Source organism: Candidatus Hamiltonella defensa 5AT (Acyrthosiphon pisum) (assembly GCF_000021705.1).
Lineage (GTDB): Bacteria > Pseudomonadota > Gammaproteobacteria > Enterobacterales > Enterobacteriaceae > Hamiltonella > Hamiltonella defendens.
On sequence record NC_012751.1, the window covers coordinates 271,499 to 290,684 of the forward strand.

Consider the following 19,186-nt stretch of genomic DNA (forward strand, 5'->3'; position numbering starts at 1 on the left):
TCTTTTTATGACAGACTTAATCATGGCTGAAAACCTTTACAAACCTTGCCAAACTGATGATCATCTTGATGATTCTGTGATAGCCAGGCTATCGGCGCGTTTTGGGCAAAAATCACTGTTCGTTCAAGCAACGCGTACCGGCATGCCGGTCGTTTGGGTCAAAGCAGATCAGCTTGTTGAGGTTATTTTGTTTTTGCGTCAAGAGTCCCAGCCTTATGTGATGCTTTTTGATTTACATGGGGTCGATGAAAGGCTTCGTACCCACCGTGAAGGTTTGCCTGAAGCCGATTTTTGTGTTTTTTATCATTTACTTTCGATTGAACGTAATAGAGACATTCTACTGAAAGTCGCTCTGTCTGAAAAAAAATTGTGCTTACCGACTATCACTTCTATTTTTTCTAATGCGAATTGGTATGAACGTGAAACCTGGGAGATGTTTGGCATCACTTTTGAGGGCCATCCGCACTTAAAACGTATTTTGATGCCGGACACTTGGAAAGGCCATCCTTTACGCAAAGATTATCCCGCGCGCGCAACAGAATTTGATCCCTTCGAGCTGACCAAACAAAAACAAGATCTGGAAATGGAAGCCTTGACTTTTAAACCAGAAGATTGGGGCATGAAGCGAGGCACACAGAATGAAGATTTTATGTTTCTCAATCTTGGCCCGAATCATCCTTCTTCTCATGGTGCTTTTCGTATCGTCTTGCAGCTCGATGGAGAAGAAATTGTCGATTGCGTTCCAGACATTGGATATCATCACCGCGGAGCTGAAAAAATGGCCGAGCGTCAGTCTTGGCACAGCTATATTCCGTATACCGATCGTATTGAGTATTTGGGCGGCTGCGTTAATGAAATGCCTTATGTTTTAGCGGTTGAAAAATTGGCCGGCATCACGGTTCCTGATCGAGTTAAAAGCATTCGTGTGATGTTGTCAGAGCTCTTCCGTATTAATAGCCATTTACTGTATATCAGCACTTTTATTCAAGACGTGGGCGCCATGACGCCGGTATTTTTTGCCTTTACTGATCGACAAAAAATTTACGATCTGGTGGAAGCCATTACTGGATTTCGTATGCATCCTGCTTGGTTTCGTATTGGAGGTGTCGCGCAGGATCTGCCTCAGGGTTGGGAAAAATTGCTTCGTACTTTTCTCGATTGGATGCCAAAACGCCTGAATTCTTACGTCAAAGCCGCGCTTGAAAACAGCATTTTAAAAGGCAGATCTATGGGGATCGCCAGCTACAATGCGTCAGACGCTTTGGCTTGGGGTGTGACGGGGGCAGGGCTACGAGCAACCGGCATTGAATTTGATGTTCGTAAATGGCGGCCTTATTCAGGTTATGAGCATTTTGAATTTGACGTTCCCGTGGGTTATGGTCAAAGTGATTGCTACACGCGGGTGATGCTCAAGGTAGAAGAAATACGTCAAAGCATGCGTATTCTGGAACAATGTTATCAACACATGCCTGCGGGGCCTTTTAAAGCAGATCACCCACTTACTACGCCGCCGCCTAAAGAACGCACCTTGCAACATATTGAAACCCTGATTACCCATTTTTTACAGGTCTCTTGGGGGCCAGTCATGCCTGCGAATGAATCCTTCCAAATGATTGAGGCCACCAAAGGGATTAACAGCTACTACCTAACCAGCGACGGGGGAACCATGAGTTATCGAACAAGGGTTCGCACACCCAGCTTTGCTCATCTTCAACAAATTCCCTCTGTGATCCGAGGGAGCTTAGTGTCTGATTTAATTGTTTATCTGGGCAGTATCGATTTTGTTATGTCTGATGTGGATCGCTGATCATGAGTCATCATAAAAATCTTTCTGAGCATCAAATTGATGCCATGAATGTCGTGCCATTTGTATTAAGCTCCGAAGAACGTGATGCGATAGAGGAAGAAAAACACCATTATGAAGACGCCAGAGCCGCTTCTATCGAAGCGTTAAAAATAGTACAAAAAAAACGAGGGTGGGTCCCTGACGAGGCGATTCATGCGATTGCAGAAGTGCTCGGCATCCCTGCCAGTGATGTCGAAGGGGTTGCGACCTTTTACAGCCAGATTTTTCGAAAACCTGTTGGGCGCCACGTGATCCGCTACTGCGACAGCGTTGTGTGTTACATCACGGGCTATCAAAAAATACAAGCTGTGCTTGAAGAAAAACTCGGTATTCAGCCTGGGCAGACCACAAAAGATGGTCGCTTTACTTTATTGCCGACCTGTTGCCTTGGCAATTGTGATAAAGGGCCGACCATGATGATCGATGATGACACCCATAGCCACTTACAGATAGAAAATATTGACACCTTATTGGAGCAATATCCATGAATTCGGCCCCTGCTTCTATCACTGGTGCGTTTAAAAAAATTCACAAAGCCCCTGAAACGCACCCATTGACCTGGCGTTTACGTGATTCTCAACAACCACTTTGGTTGGAAGAATATCGCAATAAAAATGGCTATTTAGGAGCAAAAAAAGCATTAACTCGCCTCACTCCTGAAGAAATCGTGCATTCAGTGAAAGAAGCGGGTCTTAAAGGTCGAGGTGGTGCAGGGTTTTCCACAGGCTTAAAATGGAGTCTCATGCCTAAAGATCCCAACATGCGAATTCGCTATCTGCTTTGTAATGCGGATGAAATGGAGCCGGGCACTTACAAAGACCGGCTTTTGATGGAGCAACTGCCCCATTTGCTGGTGGAAGGCATGCTCATTTCGGCTTTTGCGCTTCAGGCCTATCGTGGCTACATTTTTTTGCGAGGAGAATATATCGAGGCGGCAGTCCATTTGCGGCGAGCGATTGTTGAAGCCACTCAAGTAGGGCTGCTCGGCAAAAACATTATGGGGAGTGGGTTTGATTTTGAACTCATGGTCCACACGGGGGCAGGACGTTATATTTGCGGGGAAGAAACGGCCCTGATTAACTCCCTGGAAGGGCGTCGTGCCAATCCGAGATCCAAACCGCCTTTTCCTGCCTCCTCCGGTGTTTGGGGGAAACCGACCTGTGTCAATAATGTAGAAACTCTTTGTAATGTGCCTGCGATCATGGAGCACGGCGTAGCCTGGTATCAAGGCATTGCTCCTGATGCGAGTCGTTTTGCTAAAAGTAAAGATACGGGCACTAAATTAATGGGATTTTCTGGAAGGGTGAAAAACCCGGGTGTCTGGGAATTGCCCTTTGGGATCTCTGCTCGTGAAATTCTAGAAGACTATGCCGGTGGAATGAAAAACGGTCTCAAATTTAAAGCCTGGCAACCTGGCGGCGCAGGCACAGATTTTTTGACAGAAGAGCATCTCGATCTCCCTATGGATTTCGAACACATTGGAAAAGCCGGCAGTCGTCTTGGAACGGCGCTTGCAATGGCGGTAGATCATGAAATCAATATGGTTTCTTTAACTTGCAATTTAGAAGAATTTTTTGCCCGTGAATCCTGTGGCTGGTGTACGCCTTGTCGAGATGGCCTTCCTTGGAGTGTCAAAATTTTGAAAGCGCTTGAACGAGGCGAAGGTCGAGAAGGGGATATAGAAACGCTGGAGCAGCTTTGTCGCTTTTTAGGCCCAGGAAAAACCTTTTGTGCACATGCACCTGGGGCGGTCGAGCCTTTACAAAGTGCTCTTAAATATTTTCGAGAGGAGTTTATAGCGGGTATCACCAAAAAAGAGCCCCCTCATCTTTATCTCAAACCGATTAAAGGGGTTCAGCCTAATTATGTGATGGCCGATAACTTATTGAAAGCGCGTTGGTGACAGATTGAGTGGGAATTTTTAGACCTCTTGAATATTCTGGATAATTTCAAGAGGGTTCTGTTTATCTTAAAAGAAATAAAAAAAGCGATTAAGTGGTTTGTAGCGCCCATAAACGCGCATAATGGCCGGATTGTTCCACCAGTTCGCTGTGAGTGCCTTCCTCGTGAACAACCCCTTCTTTTAGCAACAAAATACGATCACAACCCCGTAAGGTATTGAGACGGTGGGCAATACAAATAACGGTACGATTGCGAGTAATTTCAGGCAGTTGACGCATAATAGCCGCCTCTGATTCATAATCTAGGGCACTGGTCGCTTCATCTAAAATTAAAATTTGAGGATCCGCCATTAATGCTCTTGCCAACGCAATCCGTTGCCGTTGCCCACCAGAAAGCATGCCGCCTTTTTCACCCACCTGTGTTTCATACCCCTGAGCTAAGCCCATGATAAAATCATGAGCGCCGGCCAAACGGGCGACTTTTTCTACTTCTTCCATATCAGCATTAGGTCGACACTGACAGATATTCTCCTGTATTGTCCCAGAAAATAAGATGCTTTCTTGTAAAACCACACTCATTCTGCGGCGTAAAGCGGTTGGATCTGTGATTGCCAGGTCTTGTCCATCGACTAAAATTTGACCGCTTTGTGGTGTGTATAAACGTTGCAATAACTTGGTCAGGGTAGATTTCCCAGAACCAGAAGGCCCTGTTATTCCAACAAATTCACCACTTTTTATGGATATATTCAAATTTTGTAGTATCTCTGGTGTGTCCTGAGAATATCGAAAACGAACCTGTTTAAAAGCGATACGACCTGCACTCTGAGCAGATGAAACCAAACCTGAATTACCGGGTTCACTTGGGCTATCTAAAATGGTGCCAATTCTCTTTAATGCAATTTTTGTATGTTGCAAATCTTGCCAAATTTGGGCTAAACGTAATATGGGCTGGGTGACGTAACCCGAAAACATATTAAATGCGACTAACTCACCAGGGGACAATTTGCCTTCTAACGCGAGCTGAACACCATACCAAAGTAATAAAGCGGAGGTTATTTTATAAATTAAACTAATGCCCTGGCCTGCTAAATTACCCACTTGTTTGGTATTGAAAGCCGAACGAACAAAATTCGCTAAATATTGTTGCCACTGACGGTTGAATTGTTTTTCTGTTGTCGTGGTTTTAATGGTTTCAAGACCCGTGATCACCTCGGTTAAAAAAGAAGTGGCATTGGCACTCTCTTCATATTCACGTTCGACTCTTTTTTGTAAAATTTTCCCCACACACAGCCAAAATACCAGGTAACAGCACAAGGATATCAATACAATTGAAGTCAACTTGACGCTGTAATAAAACATGACTGCAATAAAGGTGCTGACAAAAAATAAATCCAATAACATGGTTAAGGCTGATCCTGTCAGGAAGCTTCTAATTTGCTCCATCTCACGGACCCTGGCAATAATTTGCCCCGTTTGTCTGCTGCTGAAATAGTTTAAAGGTAAACTCATCAGATGACGATAAAGACGGGTGTTAAGCTCAGCTCCAACTCGAGTAGAAAGATTTGAAAATAGCCAGCCTCGCAAAAAAGTATAAATAGGTTCAGCAATAGCCAATCCTATCATCGCCATACCTAATACGATCAGGCTATCTATACCACGACTGACCAACACCTTATCAATGACTGTTTCAAACAGCATAGGAGTCACCAAAAGTATGGCCTGTAATAATAGAGAAATAACAACAATATTGCGTAACTGCCTACCGTGTTTCAGAATCAAAGGTAAAAACCAGCCAAAACCAAAAGCTGCCTTCTTGGCTGGCTTTTCTGCTTTTGCCAATAAGATGGCTTTCCCTGACCATAACTGATTGAGCTGCTCACGAGAGATACTCCCCTCGTTATCAGAAAGAGGAGAGTAAACGACGGCATGAGTTTCGTTCAGATTTAATAATAAATACCAATTTCCCCCCTCTGAAAATAAAACAGGTAAAGGCATTGTGTTTAATCGAGCGACAGGTTGTTTAATTCTACGTGCTCGAAGTCCAATCCAATTTGCGCATCGACAAAGAGCGATGTCGTCTATTTTCTCTATCGGCAAACCCAACTTATGTTCTAACTGGGCAGACTCTATTGCTAAATCAAAGCAAGCGGCTCCCCTTGCAAGCGCCAGTAAAGAAGGAACGCTGGACTTTTTGTGGTTGGCCATTTTAACGTTCCCTCATCGCTTCAGATTGATACTGCTGTAGAGGGCTGAGTAAATAATCAATCACGCGACGCTTACCCGTTTTAATTTCAGCGTTGACCGACATACCCGCAGATAGGCGTACTAATTGACCATCCACTTTCAAGGTATCATCCATTAATTTAATACGAGTAGGGAAAATAAGCCCCTGCTTTTGGTCTTCCACTGCATCCAAAGAAACATGTTTGACTTCTCCTTTTAAAGTGCCGTAACGAGTATAAGGAAAACTATCCACCTTCACTTCCACTGTTTGCCCGGGTAATACAAACCCGACATCCTTATTTAATACCATGGCTTCAATTTCCAGATGAGTATCTTCTGGTACGATGGACATTAATTTTTGTGCCGAAGAGACCACCCCCTCTAATGTATGTACAGAAAGTTCTTGCACCACACCATCAATAGGCAATCTCAACATTTGTAAACGCTGCCTATCCATTAATTTAATTTTTTCTTGTTTTAGTTGACTGATGTTTTCCTGAACTTTGTTAAGGCGTTCACGATAATCGCGTTTTTTTTCTGCCATATAACGCTGTTTTTCTTGTAAATAACTTTGCTTTTCTGAAAGCAAAATTTTTTGTTTTCCTTGCATTTCACTTAAAAGTGCCTTCCCGTTCAACCATTCTTTCTCTTTTTCCAAGAGATCTATTTTTGCGATAGACTGCGTTTTTGCCAGTGTACGAAGGGCTTTTAAACGTTGTTCAATATTTTGAATCAGCGTTTTTTGATTCGATATTTGTTCTTGCACTGATTCATCATTCGTTTGATTGACCGCTATTTTCATATCTTGACGTTCTAACTCGGCGTTCACCTCATCAAACTCTCGTTGCAGTAAAGCACGGCTGGCTTCAATTAACTCTTCTGTATCTGCAGGAGGGGAAAAATGGGATAATGGAGCTGAAGTGAGCAGGGCCGTTAACCGGGCTTTTTCCAGGCTACGATGAGCAAGTTGTTCACTCACTTTCAGTACTTCAGTATCAATTCCAACCGGATTAAGCTCAAGCAAAACTTGCCCCGCTTTCACTTTTTGGCCATCTCGTACATTGATGGCAATGACCGTACCGGGGTCAAGAGATTGGATCACTTTAGTACGATCAGACACGATAACTTTACCTAAAGCAGTGGCATGAATGTCCAGTTTTCCGATAATCGACCAAAGCAATACCAACAATAAAAATCCTAAAATTAACCAGGCAGTACGACGAGCCCAAGGTGCTGCAGGGCGTTCAATGATTTCTAAATAAGCGGGTAAAAAATCATATTCATCCCGAGTGAGTTGTACTTTCTTTTCTTTCTCGCGCCATTTCATCATTTTTTGATAAAAGGCCTGCAAAAATTTCATTTCATTTCCTCAGTGCTAAAGTTAATTTGTTGTTGCCATAAACGGTAGTAGCTTCCCTTAAAGGCTAATAATTCATCATGTGATGCTAATTCTGTCAGCACGCCTCCTTCAATAACGGCAATCCGATCACAATGACGGACTGTAGATAAACGATGTGCAATGGTGATCACCGTTCGGCTAGCCACAATCTCTGCCATATTTTTCATGATTTGACTTTGAGAATCGTCATCTAATGCGCTGGTGGCTTCATCAAAAATCAGTATTTTGGGATCCGATAACAACGCACGTGCGATGGCAATACGTTGACGTTGCCCTCCTGAAAGAGAAGATCCCCCTTCAGATAAAACAGTGTCATATCCTAGAGGTAAAGCCAGAATAAATTCATCCGCACCTGCCAGACACGCGGCCTTAACCACCTGTTCCAAAGGCGCTGTAGGAAAAGCATGGGCAATATTTTCTCGTACGGTGCGATTAAATAAGTAATTTTCCTGCATCACCACTCCGACCTGACGTCTTAAAGCATGAGCGTCGAACTGATTAACATTTTTTCCGTCTATTAAGATCTCCCCTTGTTCGGCTGTATAAAGGCGTTGTATCAGACGAGCTATCGTGCTTTTGCCTGATCCAGAAGGCCCAACTAATCCAATATGCTCCCCTGAAGAAATTCGTAATGTCAATTCACGTAGTACGGGAGGAAGATCAGGACGATAACGAAAAATGACTTTATGAAGACTGATTGCCCCTTCAAGAGGTTTTTTAGGTTTAAAACCAGACCCACTATTCTCCATAGGTAAAGTCAATATATCTGCCAATAAAGACAATCCCACTTGAGCACGGATGCTTTGTTGCCACAAATCTACCAGTTTCGTCATCGGTAACATGGCTTGAACCAATAACATATGAAAGGCGATCAATTGACCAATACTCAGATGAATCCCCATGACCTCGTAAGCCCCAAACACAATCACTGAGGTCGTGGTCAATTTTTGTAACAGCTGGGCTGTTTGAGTACTGAAATTTTGTACATTCTGTACATCAAAATTCGCTTTAGCAAAATCGCATGTTTGCTCCTCCCAACGATGTTGCATTCGGGGCTCTAACGCCAAGCTTTTCAGGGTTTCAACGCCTGCTACAGTTTCCGTTAAAAAAGACCCATTTTGGGCCGCACAGCAAGCCAGTGTTTCTACTTTTTTTTGTAAAGGTTTTGTGGTCATGAACGCCAAAACAACAAAACAGGGTAAAGACGCTAAGGCAATCAGCGTGAGATAAGGGGAAATAAACCACATCACCGTAAAAAGAACGACGGAAAAAACAACATCCACTGATAAAGTCAAAGCAGAACCGGTAATAAATTCACGAATGCTGTCGAGCTCGCGTACTCGGGCGACAATATTCCCCACGTGGCGTTGTTTGAAGTAACTTAAAGGCAGATGAATCAAATGATGAAATAATTTCCCCCCCAGTTGAATATCGACCCGAGTGGTCGTGTGGGCAAATAAATATTCCCGTAAACTTTTGAGCACCACTTCAAAGACCCCAACCACCACTAAAGTGATAACAAGCACATCAAGCGTTGCCAATGCGTTGTGAACCAATACTTTATCCATCACCACCTGAAAAAACAGAGGCGCAACCAGCGCTAATAATTGCAACATCAAAGATACCAATAATACCTGGGTTAATTGGCGACGATGCCGAAGAAAAACAGGAATAAACCAACGAATATCAAAACGGGATTGCTTGCAGAACAAACAAAGGCCGCCCCATAGATTGTCTAATTCCGATCTATTGATGATTTCCGGTTTTTGTGTATTAGAGTATTGTAATAAAGCTTGTTGTTGATTTATGCCCGCTAATATCACAAACTGGCCCGTTTTATCACGGAACGCCAAAGGTAAGTGTTGGGGTTTTAATTTGTCTAATGTTAATGAACGCAAATGAAATTTCGCGGAAGAAAGCTTTCCAAACTGGTTTAAGTTCCTTTTTAACTGTTCTTGAGTCACTCGATCTTCATCATTAAAAAGGCAACTATTGCGAAATTTTTCAATACTGATCGGATGCAATCCAGCCAGGTTTAATAAACGCGCAGAACAAACCAGAGCTGATAAAAGATGATTTTCAATAACCAAAGTCGATTGCTCCTAAAAAATTTTTTATTTATTACGAAAAATGAATCATTCTTGCTTAAATTATCAACAAATATATTTGTACATAAGATTTGATAGAAATACGAAGGGAAAAAAGGCGGATTTAAGAAAACACCTATTCATTTTTTAATTTCTTCAAAATCCATTTATCCAAGAATTTATTTCCTATATTAATTACTCTTAACTTAAAAAATGATCACATGGATTATCAATAATTGTTTTTATTAAAGAAACGTTAAAAAATAAAGCGAGAAAAGATCTTAAAAATTTTTGCTTGATTTTTATAAATTAATATTCGAATTGTGAATAATTAAAAAATAAGAATTATTAATATTTGAAATAAAAACTAAATTTAAACCACAATATTATGAATATAGATGTAAAAAAATTCAATCAAAAATATACTGAGGTTGTTTTAAAATACATTTACATTTTTAATTTATTTTTATGATGAATTGCCTGATATCGAGAATATCGAATATGGCGTTTTTTTAGCGCAAAAATCAGATAAAGAGAAAATCATTTTTGATGAAGCAAGATGATCTGGATTTTGATCGCCATCATATCTGGCATCCCTATACCCGCATGATCGATCCTTTGCCCTGCTATCCCGTGAAAAGCGCTCAGGGCGTTGAGCTCATACTGGCAGATGGGCGACGTTTAATCGATGGGATGTCTTCGTGGTGGGCGGCTATTCACGGCTATAACTGTCGGGAGCTGAACCAGGCGCTTCATCAGCAAATAGAAAAAATGTCTCACGTCATGTTTGGTGGGATCACCCATTCGCCGGCCATTGATCTATGTCGACAATTAATCGCTCTGACACCCGATCCCCTGGATTGTGTTTTTCTCGCAGATTCTGGATCTGTGTCAGTCGAAGTGGCGTTAAAGATGGCGTTGCAATATTGGCACGCCAAAGGAGAGCGTCGATCAAAAATCTTGAGCTTTCGTCAGGGCTATCATGGAGATACCTTTGGCGCCCTTTCTGTTTGTGATCCTGAAAATTCTATGCAGGCGCTTTATCAGGGATATGTGGCAAAAAATTTATTTGCGCCTGCCCCTCCTGCCTATCAGTTTTCAGAGGGTCATTTTTTTGACGCACCTTGGAATAACGAAGAAATTCAATCATTTTCACAACTCATAGAAACAAATAATACGGATATTGCGGCGGTTATCCTGGAGCCGATTGTACAAGGCGCGGGGGGCATGCGTATTTATCATCCCGCTTTTTTGCGTGAAGTCAGTGCTCTGTGTGAGAGGCATCAAATTTTATTAATAGCCGATGAAATAGCCACAGGATTTGGCCGAACAGGCCGGTTATTTGCGTGCAATTATGCGGCCATCGCGCCGGATATCTTATGTTTAGGGAAAGCGCTGACAGGAGGATATCTCACCCTATCAGCCACTTTATGTACCAGAGAGCTAGCCAATACGATCAGCAAAGGAAAAGCAGGCTGTTTTATGCACGGCCCTACTTTTATGGCGAATCCATTGGCCTGTGCGGTTGCAAATGCAAATCTGGCAATCTTGGCGCGTCATGAATGGCAACCTCAGGTGAAAGCCATCGAGCATCAGCTTTGGGCAGAATTATCTCCTTTATCCGCGCATCCTACCGTTTTGGATGTACGGGTGTTAGGCGCGATAGGGGTGATAGAAATGAAAAAAGCAGTGGATGTGGCCTCATTACAACGTGAATTTGTTGCGCAGGGAGTGTGGATCCGGCCTTTTGGAAAACTGATTTATGTGATGCCCCCTTATATTATTCGCCCAGAACAGCTCACGCAATTAACTCAAGCTATGGCACATGTTATTTTTAATAGACAAAATTAAAAAAATAATTCATTTAAAACAAACAGACATATTGCCATCCCAAGCCTGTCTCATGTGTGACAGGCAGATAAGGTTTGTTTACGGCCATCCTTCAAAAATGATATTTAACGCCCACCGCCCCTCGAGTATCTCTGTAGCTTTTTTTGCCTATTTGGTGCGCCACATGGCCCCATAGATGTAAACGCGAACTGATTTTTGCGTCCACGCCCATTTTGAATTCACCGAGGTGACGCGCCCCTTGAATCTCATACTTTCTGTCGTCCATCCTGATGGCCGTCGGCTTGGGTTGATAAATCCAGTTGGCTTCAATAAAGGGTTCAAACTCCCGTTGTTTTCCTTCATCCTTCGGACTGTGCCCCAGCAGATGCGCCCGTAAACCCAGCCGACTCTGCAGGTAATTCCCTTGACCCGTCACCCGGGTGCCGTTCTGGTCAGTGTGGTTCTCCGGCTTGACGTCCATCCAGGTCAGCTGGGCTTTGGGCTCAACCCAAAAACTGTGCAGTATTCCCGAGCGGGAAACATATTCCCCTACCTTCAACAGATATCCCCCCTCCACAGACGCGGTCACCCCCCGGCTTTTGTAAGACTCCGTACGCCGCTCTTCAGGCGTCACCTCATTCTTGAGCCAGTGATACAGCGCCCAGGTATCGACGTAAAAACCCGAAGGCGCTTTGGGATGTTGATACCAGGTGGCATACCCCCCTGCACTGTAGCCCCGCACCTTCCCTTGCGACGACATCCCATGATGACGGTGATGCGCTTTGCTGTACTCATGGCCATATCCGCCCATCACGCCCAAATGGTAACGGTTGAGGCCATCAGAAGACCACTGGGCGATGTCTCCGCCGAGCATCATCACATAACGGTGAGATTGCGCGTCGTTGTCAGACAGGGAAGAGGTATGATGACCTCCTGACGCCCTTATCCACATCCCAGGGACAGGGCTGTCCTCTGACAGGGCCTCGGTATACTGGGTTTCACCCAAGCGTTCATGTAACGTCATGTGAAACATCGTATTGGCTGCCCGAAGATTATTCGCATAACTCAAACTCTCAGGCCGGGCAAACCATGAGGACACCAGATACCAATCGTTTGGGTTTTCTTGATTGCCTTTTTGTAGAGAGTATTGATAAGAGCCGGCCACGATAGGGCCGTCCTGAACAAAGGTGCCGTCAGTGCCCTCTTTGGCTTCAATCAGTCGAATGCCGCCTTTGGTGGCGCCCCCTTTCCCACCCACATTACGCACTGTCACACGGGTGGTGCCTTTGGAGGATTCATTGATAATCAATTTATTCGCCGGCGAATCGTCGCCTTCCAGGCGGGCGTAAAACAGGATTTTACCGGAATCGCCCTCGTAATGGTCTGTCGTGAGGGTAGAAAACGAAGGGGTGTCATGAGGGGGTTCAAAGACCATCTGTCCTGCATTTTTCAAGTTTGTTACAGTAGCATTGTTGGTAAACGACCAGGTACTGCCAGAGTCCAGGGTCACTCTGGCTTTATTCTCACCCTCCGCCATAATGTTCCCGTAGAGGGCTGTCTGGTTCAACGTTAAATCGACTTCTCCCCCTGTCCCGGTAAAATGAATGGCATGTCCACTGCCCGGCGGGGAGATAACGACCCTGCTGAAAACCAGGTTCGTTTTTCCGCCGGCAGACAGAATCAGGTCACCTGCGGCATGGAGAGACCCGCCCGTCATGGTCACTGTCGTGTCTGTTGCTCCTGTGTCAAAAGCAAGAATCGCGGCGTTTTTGTCCAGGGTTTGAATATGGCTGTCATGAAGATGAAGCGTTGAATTTTGGTTAGGAAATATAGCGCTGGTACCTTGCCCCCCTACCTTGATGTCCAAATCATTTCCTGTCACCTTGGCAGTCCTAAATGCGACAATACCAATAGCGTTTTCCCCGATACTGCTCAGGGTGCTATTGTTGAGAGTGATATTGGCATTCTCGAATGCAACAATACCACGAGCGTTGTCCCCGTGACTGCTAACGGTGCTGTCCTGGATATCCACTGTGGAATTGTGTTTAGCACTGATAGCTCTGGCACCTTGACCCTCTACCTTGATGCCCAGATGATGGCCTGTCACCTTGGTACGCCTCAATGCGACAATACCAAAAGAATTTTCCCCGTGACTGCTAACGGTGCTGTCTTTGATATCCATCGTTGAATCTTCTTCAGCGCTTATAGCTCTGGCACCTTGACCCTCTACGTTGATGTCCAGATGATGTCCTGTCACCCTGTCACCCTGGCAGCCTCGAATGTGAGAATACCTCGAGAGTTTTCTCCTTGACTGCTGATGGTGCTGTCTTTGATATCCATCGTTGAATCTTCTTCAGCGCTTATAGCTCTGGCACCTTGACCCTCTACGTTGATGTCCAGATGATGTCCTGTCACCCTGTCACCCTGTCACCCTGTCACCCTGTCACCCTGTCACCCTGTCACCCTGTCACCCTGTCACCCTGGCAGCCTCGAATGTGAGAATACCTCGAGAGTTTTCTCCTTGACTGCTGATGGTGCTGTCTTTGAGCGTTATCCTGGCACTGTAAGAAGTGACCGCTCTACCCCCATCTCCATTTCGTGAATTTATCTTCAGTTGATGACCCGTGACCTCTGTCTCTTTTCCTTTCGCCCAAAGACCATAAAAATTCTTTTTTATGCCGCTGAGGGTGCTGTTCCCGATATCGACTTTTGCCCCTTTTTCCACAGCGACCGCCCAGTCGTTGGCACCCTTCAACGTTATCTCCATATGCCTGAGTGTCAGGGTGGAGTCGTCTATCGCCCAAAGACCATAAGAACTGCCTGCGGCCTGGGTGTCCACTGTAATTTTTTGCTTTTCAGTGCCTTTCAGCATCACAGAGGTGCCCACTCCGCTGGTTTTCACCGCGGTTTTTTTACTTCCACCGCCAGACAGGGATAGAGGTTGTACTGGTCGATTATTCACCTGAGCTTTATTCCTTGCCTCTATCCCCTCAAGGTAAGCCTGTTCATTCAACTCATGGGTTACTCCATCAAACACCGTTGTTTCTGAAACACCGGCTCCACTGTGTATCAACATCGTCAGCACAGACAGCCTGAGGGTGTGCAGTGTGATTTTTTTGTATCGCATCGTTTTTCACTCTATTGGAAGGGATGGGCTCGTGAGGGATGTCGCGTCATACAGACTGATTTATTTCCCCAATCAATAAGTAAACAGGCTTTTACAAAAAAATCAAATTCTTGATGACCAGCAGAGTAAACAGGATGGCACTGTGGGCCCGGTGTTGAGAGTTGGAACGTTTACTGACAGAAGCAAGGCACAAGGGCCATGATCTGCGGCACTGTGCTTGCTCAGTTTGATGGGATTTAATTGAATTCAGTATCAAACACAACCGTGACTCTTCCACTGTAATTATCTGGCGCGTTTTTTAGCATTGTTTCCACATTGTCCGAAGTGACTGAAAAATTTATATCTCCTTGTTGATTATTAACATCCGGAGGGAAAATAATATCATCAACATGATTTTTTGTTTGAAGCAATTTATTTTCTGGAACAGCAAAATCAGGCAGCCCCAGACGCGTTTGAACCGGAACCAATGTTTGGTTTTTTTTGCTTTCGATAGCACATCCACTTTGAGATTCATATTCACATTCCAGATAAACTTTAAAAGGCCCGGAACTTGATAAAGAAAACCGGGTTTTACCGGTCAGGGGGTATCGATTTTGGTGCCAGTTTTGCCAATTTTGATTGATCGTGGCTGCTCTACAGTTGCCTGCTTGAGCACATGGCTCCAGTTGCACCTTTGAATGACCTGTGAGGTGAACCTTCAGATGATGCTTCACATTTAAAACAAACTTAATTGTAAAATGGTCTATGTTTTTGCTGAAATTTGAATGTGTGTTAACAATATTGTCAATCGAATAACTCACTTCTCCTTCGTATCTTCCTGAGTGAATTTTTAATAGATTATTGTTATTCAAAAATATTTGATAAGCAAAACCTATTGCAATTTGATCAGATTGATTGAGATCATTAATTTCAAATTTACAATTATTCCCGTTTTTCAAGTTTATTAAATATCTTTTTTCAATCACGCCAAGATATGGTTCTGTATCGGTTACTCCTTCGCAGAAGGATTCTTCGTAATTTATATTTTTAAGATTATTTTCTGTCGATGGTTGATATAGCTAAACGACATAAGAATAGTTACATAATATGTTCTGAAAACAAGGTATTGATGTCGCATTGAAGTTCTCTTCTTTTTCTTTTAGCTTGAGCCCATGTGTGCTCAATAGGGTTGAACTCGGGCGAATAAGGAGGCAAATATTCAATAGAATGACCGGCGTTGAGAATGGCGTGTTGAATATCTTTTCGCTTGTGGAAAGAAGCGTTATCCATCATCATCACGCACGGATGAGGAAGAGCGGGTAGGAGCAGCTGAGTGACCCAGGCATAAAAAACATCGCTGTTAATGGAGCAGTTAAAGAGGCCCACCGCGATGAGAGTGACCCCTAATAAGGCACCAATGACGTTAGTGCGGCCCTTAGCCTGCCAATCGTGAGTCCCAAAACAGCGTTGACCTCGTGTAGCGTATCCGTAGAGGCGGGGCATATCGTGAGCAAAGCCGCTCTCATCGAGATAAACCAGAGATTTACCCTGCTTTTGATACCCCGCGATTTTTTCCTGGAACCCCTGTCGTGCCTCTTCGTTTGCCTTGGGATGACGCAGAGTTTTTTTTATAGGTCAGACCCCATCTTTTCAATGCTTGCCAGATGGCTTTGGGGCACACCCCGAAACGGGCCGCCCGTTCCCGTTGATAGCTATCTGGATACTCTGCCACATCTTTGATAAACGCCTCTTTATCCATCTTGCCTCGACGCGGACCCGAGGGTTTCGGTTCTATTCGCTTGAGCCAACGCCTGAGAGTATCTGTACCTACGTGAAAACGCTTCGCCGTTGCTCTGATGCTCAGTCCTTCTTTCTCTCGAATACTCAGGACTTTTTGACGAAAATCCACTGAATAACTCATAGTGACCTCATGCTAATTAGTTCTTTATATTGTAACTAAAATTAAATCGCTTAGCTATATCTGAAATCTAATGTATTTAGATGAAACATCAAATTTATTGTTTGCAAAGAACGATTTTGTAATTTTAATGTCACTGTTTTTGGGGGAATGGATTTCAAATCAATATTTGACTTTTGAGTATTAACATTGGGAGTCAGTTTCAATTGTAGTGCTGATGATACAAACTGCCTCGGAGGATCTCCCGATCCATTGACACCAGTCTGTATAAAATTTGGTATATTAAAAGAATCAACTCCTTGTCTCTCCTCAATGAATGTAAGACCGTTTTGATTTTCAGCATCCCACTCATAATAAAGTGTCACTTCATTTGCCCTCGCTGCCATGTTCACGGCAAGCAATAAGATGCTCATTGAGAGCACCCTAAATATTAACCTCATGATTTTTCTTCTCCTACACTGACTGCTCTGCACAAGACAGTGTTGATAAAGTGAATTTGTTTTTTCTTGTCCATCTCTGAAGGCAGAGCACATTGCATCTTAGGGCGCCCTTCTTTTTCTGTAACGGTCAGTAAGCGATTCGATACCCCAGAATCAAGGGTCAATACGCCGTCGGCATTGATCATCGCACCGGCCACATCGCTGCTCACGTATCGATTCTTGAGCAAGTTTCCTTGCTCGTCTTTCAACATGCCGACCAACGTGAAGGTTTTCATGGCTTTTACTTTAAGGTACTTCACGCTTCCGCGATTCATTTGCACGCTATGATGCTCAGGGAAAACCTGCACACCTTCGCCCCCTCTGGCCGTAAACTGGATGTTGTTCTTTTCCCATAACTGGATTGGCACAATATTTTTGCCCTTGAACAAACGTTTTTCGCCCATATTTCCAGAAGCTAGAATGCTGGTACTGTCATCATCTGCATCGACATCTACAATAAGCGCTGACTCGATTCTGTTATTGCCGTTAGCAGCGCCTACCTTGCCGCCGCCCAGCACGAATAACTGGCTCAAATTACCGCCCACAGTATGGGAACTGCCTTGTATATGATGTTGCGTATAGACATTTCCGCTCAGGTAACGTGCTTCGATTGCCCCATTTGTGCTGATGATGGTATTTCTCGAGCTCTGTGAAACACCGGCGCCCAGTGTGCGAATGGGATTATCATCATCACCCGGTTCCCATTGATATTTCAGGCTGGAGTAATTCTGATGTTGATTTAAACCTGTCTCGGCTGAAATTCTGTGACGGTTAGCCGGCGCAAGCGCAACACTGACGCCAAATGAAACGCCTTGGTCACGCTCTTTTTTGTCAAAGCCCGGTCTGTGATACCCACTGAGTCTGAAATTCGTATTATGGCCTGATATCTGGGTCGATTTGCTGAGAGAGATATCAGCACCGAATCCCTTATTTTGAATTCTATCTACATATTCCGCGCTGAGCATGAGTGACGTTGACCAGGGCAGTCTCAGAGACAAATTCGTCCCCCAGGTATGTTGACGCTCGCGAGATCGTGTTTTCTGATCATGATATTTTTTGTTCGTTGATCGCCAGTATAGGCCCGCTGAGCCGATGGGAATTTTGCGGTAATAATGAATAGTGGTATTTTTGCTTAAGTGTTCCTGAGTATTGCTCAGCGTGTACTGGGTAAATAACCGGTCATTCTCAGAGATCGTGATGTTCGCCCGCGTGCCGACCTGGGTCTCCTTTTCTGCCAGAGCCCCGCTTAAACCGACAATCGCCCGGGGATGTGCCAGGATATCGACTTCACCACCCACCGTAAAAGGATTATTGTTTTGTTTGTGATGCCAGCTGGTGCCGAATGTTCTTCGTTGTCCTCCCCAGAAGTTGAGACGCCAGCGTTTGTCTGGATCATTCCAGCCCTGGGGCTTGTAAATCTGCGCTTTTTGAGTGTCCACCGTTTGGCCATTTTCAATAATTTTGATCGTGATATCGTAGATACCATTGGGCAGCTGACGGGTGTCCAGTGCTTGTATGCCAGATTGAAGCTGTTGGGTATAGATGAGTCTCTCGTTTTGCCAGACTTCGGCAATGGATTGATTGCGCCCGGTGATATAAACCGGAAATGCACTGACACTGTCCTGGCGGATGAGCAATGTATCGGAGGTGCCTCACATGGCACCGACCACCGAGTGATCGCCAAAACCTGATGTCTGGACGTTACTGGTATCTGAGCTGGGTGTGAATAATCCTAAACGAACAAAACTGCCTTGAAGCTCTTTTTGAGAGAAAAGTTGATACAGGCTTGAGCTGCTTTTTCGATGATGACCCTCTCCCGTACCGGAAGAATAAAAGGAAGCGTTCTGGCTCCAGCCGGCAAACGAGGATTTTAGGGTGGAGTTGATCCCCCAGCTGCGTTCTTTATGGGATGTGCCCCTAGCAGACACCGTGTTATACATCATCACCCCGCCAGGCATGTCTTTGGGCAGAGAGATAAAATCAGTGTTGACCTGGCCTTTTTCATACTGCGAGGTGTACAGTTTCAGCACAGAATTATCCAGGCGGTATTCCACCGCCATCAACCCAGAAGGGCAATTTTGGGTGCATTGACCCACAGACACCCCCTGCTTTAGAACGTCAGCCCAGCGCGCCTTAATCTCGGGATCAACGTCATCAGCCTGATAAGATGTATCAACAATACGAATGAGTCGAATTTCACCATTTTCTTTCAACGAAATCGCCGCATCAAAAAGCGCCGTATCATTGAGATAAACCTGCACAATCAGCTCGGAGTCATAAAAATACCGCTTGAAATCGTCAGGCAACCCGCGCATATGAGAGGCCAGTGTCATTTCTTGTGCAGGGGCGAAAAGAGGGGTGATGGTCAATAGAACAGATAAATATTTTTTCATGAAT

At 44.4% G+C, this 19,186-nt stretch carries 16 protein-coding genes; 4 read left to right on the forward strand and 12 right to left on the reverse strand.

What is annotated here, in order from left to right; all coding sequences use genetic code 11:
- Window positions 1–7 precede the first annotated feature (7 nt).
- From nuoC to nuoF, 3 genes are read left to right on the forward strand one after another with little or no spacing between them, the layout of a single operon-like run.
- Entirely contained in the window at window positions 8–1,807 is a 1,800-nt protein-coding gene (nuoC, locus tag HDEF_RS01410) for an NADH-quinone oxidoreductase subunit C/D (RefSeq protein ID WP_012738001.1), read from the forward strand.
- 2 nt (window positions 1,808–1,809) lie between these two features.
- Window positions 1,810–2,334: an NADH-quinone oxidoreductase subunit NuoE gene (nuoE, locus tag HDEF_RS01415; protein WP_012738002.1), complete on the forward strand. Its 525-nt coding sequence runs from the start codon at window positions 1,810–1,812 to the stop codon at window positions 2,332–2,334.
- A complete protein-coding gene (nuoF, locus tag HDEF_RS01420; protein WP_012738003.1) occupies window positions 2,331–3,749 on the forward strand; it encodes an NADH-quinone oxidoreductase subunit NuoF in 1,419 nt (472 codons plus the stop codon). Before nuoE ends, nuoF begins: the two co-directional genes overlap by 4 nt.
- 88 nt (window positions 3,750–3,837) lie before the next feature.
- On the opposite strand, the gene HDEF_RS01425 is transcribed toward nuoF, so the two are convergent.
- From HDEF_RS01425 to HDEF_RS01435, 3 genes are read right to left on the reverse strand one after another with little or no spacing between them, the layout of a single operon-like run.
- Entirely contained in the window at window positions 3,838–5,952 is a 2,115-nt protein-coding gene (locus HDEF_RS01425) for a type I secretion system permease/ATPase (protein ID WP_012738004.1), read from the reverse strand.
- A 1-nt stretch (window position 5,953) separates the two neighbouring features.
- A complete protein-coding gene (locus HDEF_RS01430; protein WP_012738005.1) occupies window positions 5,954–7,330 on the reverse strand; it encodes an HlyD family type I secretion periplasmic adaptor subunit in 1,377 nt (458 codons plus the stop codon).
- Window positions 7,327–9,453: a peptidase domain-containing ABC transporter gene (locus HDEF_RS01435; protein WP_171770492.1), complete on the reverse strand. Its 2,127-nt coding sequence runs from the start codon at window positions 9,451–9,453 to the stop codon at window positions 7,327–7,329. The genes HDEF_RS01430 and HDEF_RS01435 overlap by 4 nt, the downstream gene beginning before the upstream one ends.
- A gap of 552 nt (window positions 9,454–10,005) precedes the next feature.
- Between HDEF_RS01435 and bioA the strand changes: the two genes are divergently transcribed.
- Complete coding sequence (gene bioA, locus HDEF_RS01440; protein WP_012738007.1) at window positions 10,006–11,307, forward strand: adenosylmethionine--8-amino-7-oxononanoate transaminase; 1,302 nt, start codon at window positions 10,006–10,008, stop codon at window positions 11,305–11,307.
- A 91-nt stretch (window positions 11,308–11,398) separates the two neighbouring features.
- On the opposite strand, the gene HDEF_RS11085 is transcribed toward bioA, so the two are convergent.
- From HDEF_RS11085 to HDEF_RS12915, 9 genes are all read right to left on the reverse strand, one after another.
- Window positions 11,399–13,543: an autotransporter family protein gene (locus tag HDEF_RS11085; protein WP_012738008.1), complete on the reverse strand. Its 2,145-nt coding sequence runs from the start codon at window positions 13,541–13,543 to the stop codon at window positions 11,399–11,401.
- On the reverse strand, window positions 13,540–13,701 hold the full coding sequence (locus HDEF_RS12380; protein ID WP_158533932.1) for a hypothetical protein: 162 nt from the start codon (window positions 13,699–13,701) through the stop codon (window positions 13,540–13,542). The genes HDEF_RS11085 and HDEF_RS12380 overlap by 4 nt, the downstream gene beginning before the upstream one ends.
- 52 nt (window positions 13,702–13,753) lie before the next feature.
- Window positions 13,754–14,413 (reverse strand): hypothetical protein, encoded by a 660-nt coding sequence (locus tag HDEF_RS01450; protein WP_044612233.1) that lies wholly within the window; start codon window positions 14,411–14,413, stop codon window positions 13,754–13,756.
- Window positions 14,414–14,649: 236 nt separating this feature from the next.
- Window positions 14,650–15,378 carry a hypothetical protein gene (locus HDEF_RS01455; RefSeq protein WP_012738011.1) on the reverse strand — a complete coding sequence of 243 codons (729 nt, stop codon included), beginning with the start codon at window positions 15,376–15,378 and terminating at the stop codon, window positions 14,650–14,652.
- Between the two features lie 112 nt (window positions 15,379–15,490).
- Window positions 15,491–16,024, reverse strand: a complete 534-nt coding sequence (locus HDEF_RS01460) for an IS630 family transposase (RefSeq protein ID WP_086934965.1) — start codon at window positions 16,022–16,024, stop codon at window positions 15,491–15,493.
- On the reverse strand, window positions 15,936–16,313 hold the full coding sequence (locus HDEF_RS01465) for an IS630 transposase-related protein (protein ID WP_012737971.1): 378 nt from the start codon (window positions 16,311–16,313) through the stop codon (window positions 15,936–15,938). Before HDEF_RS01465 ends, HDEF_RS01460 begins: the two co-directional genes overlap by 89 nt.
- 50 nt (window positions 16,314–16,363) lie before the next feature.
- Window positions 16,364–16,723 carry a hypothetical protein gene (locus HDEF_RS01470; protein ID WP_148206992.1) on the reverse strand — a complete coding sequence of 120 codons (360 nt, stop codon included), beginning with the start codon at window positions 16,721–16,723 and terminating at the stop codon, window positions 16,364–16,366.
- 23 nt (window positions 16,724–16,746) lie between these two features.
- Window positions 16,747–18,426 (reverse strand): TcfC E-set like domain-containing protein, encoded by a 1,680-nt coding sequence (locus HDEF_RS01475; RefSeq protein ID WP_234809422.1) that lies wholly within the window; start codon window positions 18,424–18,426, stop codon window positions 16,747–16,749.
- A gap of 15 nt (window positions 18,427–18,441) precedes the next feature.
- Window positions 18,442–19,182: a hypothetical protein gene (locus HDEF_RS12915; protein WP_234809423.1), complete on the reverse strand. Its 741-nt coding sequence runs from the start codon at window positions 19,180–19,182 to the stop codon at window positions 18,442–18,444.
- Window positions 19,183–19,186: the final 4 nt, after the last annotated feature.

What these genes read in the sequence shown, in the direction of transcription:
- nuoC (WP_012738001.1), top strand. Translation starts at nt 8, where the DNA reads ATGACAGACTTAATCATGGCTGAAAACCTTTACAAACCTTGCCAAACT.
- nuoE (WP_012738002.1), top strand. Translation starts at nt 1,810, where the DNA reads ATGAGTCATCATAAAAATCTTTCTGAGCATCAAATTGATGCCATGAAT.
- nuoF (WP_012738003.1), top strand. Translation starts at nt 2,331, where the DNA reads ATGAATTCGGCCCCTGCTTCTATCACTGGTGCGTTTAAAAAAATTCAC.
- HDEF_RS01425 (WP_012738004.1), bottom strand. Translation starts at nt 5,952, where the DNA reads ATGGCCAACCACAAAAAGTCCAGCGTTCCTTCTTTACTGGCGCTTGCA.
- HDEF_RS01430 (WP_012738005.1), bottom strand. Translation starts at nt 7,330, where the DNA reads ATGAAATTTTTGCAGGCCTTTTATCAAAAAATGATGAAATGGCGCGAG.
- bioA (WP_012738007.1), top strand. Translation starts at nt 10,006, where the DNA reads ATGAAGCAAGATGATCTGGATTTTGATCGCCATCATATCTGGCATCCC.
- HDEF_RS01450 (WP_044612233.1), bottom strand. Translation starts at nt 14,413, where the DNA reads ATGCGATACAAAAAAATCACACTGCACACCCTCAGGCTGTCTGTGCTG.
- HDEF_RS01465 (WP_012737971.1), bottom strand. Translation starts at nt 16,313, where the DNA reads ATGAGTTATTCAGTGGATTTTCGTCAAAAAGTCCTGAGTATTCGAGAG.
- HDEF_RS01470 (WP_148206992.1), bottom strand. Translation starts at nt 16,723, where the DNA reads ATGAGCATCTTATTGCTTGCCGTGAACATGGCAGCGAGGGCAAATGAA.
- HDEF_RS12915 (WP_234809423.1), bottom strand. Translation starts at nt 19,182, where the DNA reads ATGAAAAAATATTTATCTGTTCTATTGACCATCACCCCTCTTTTCGCC.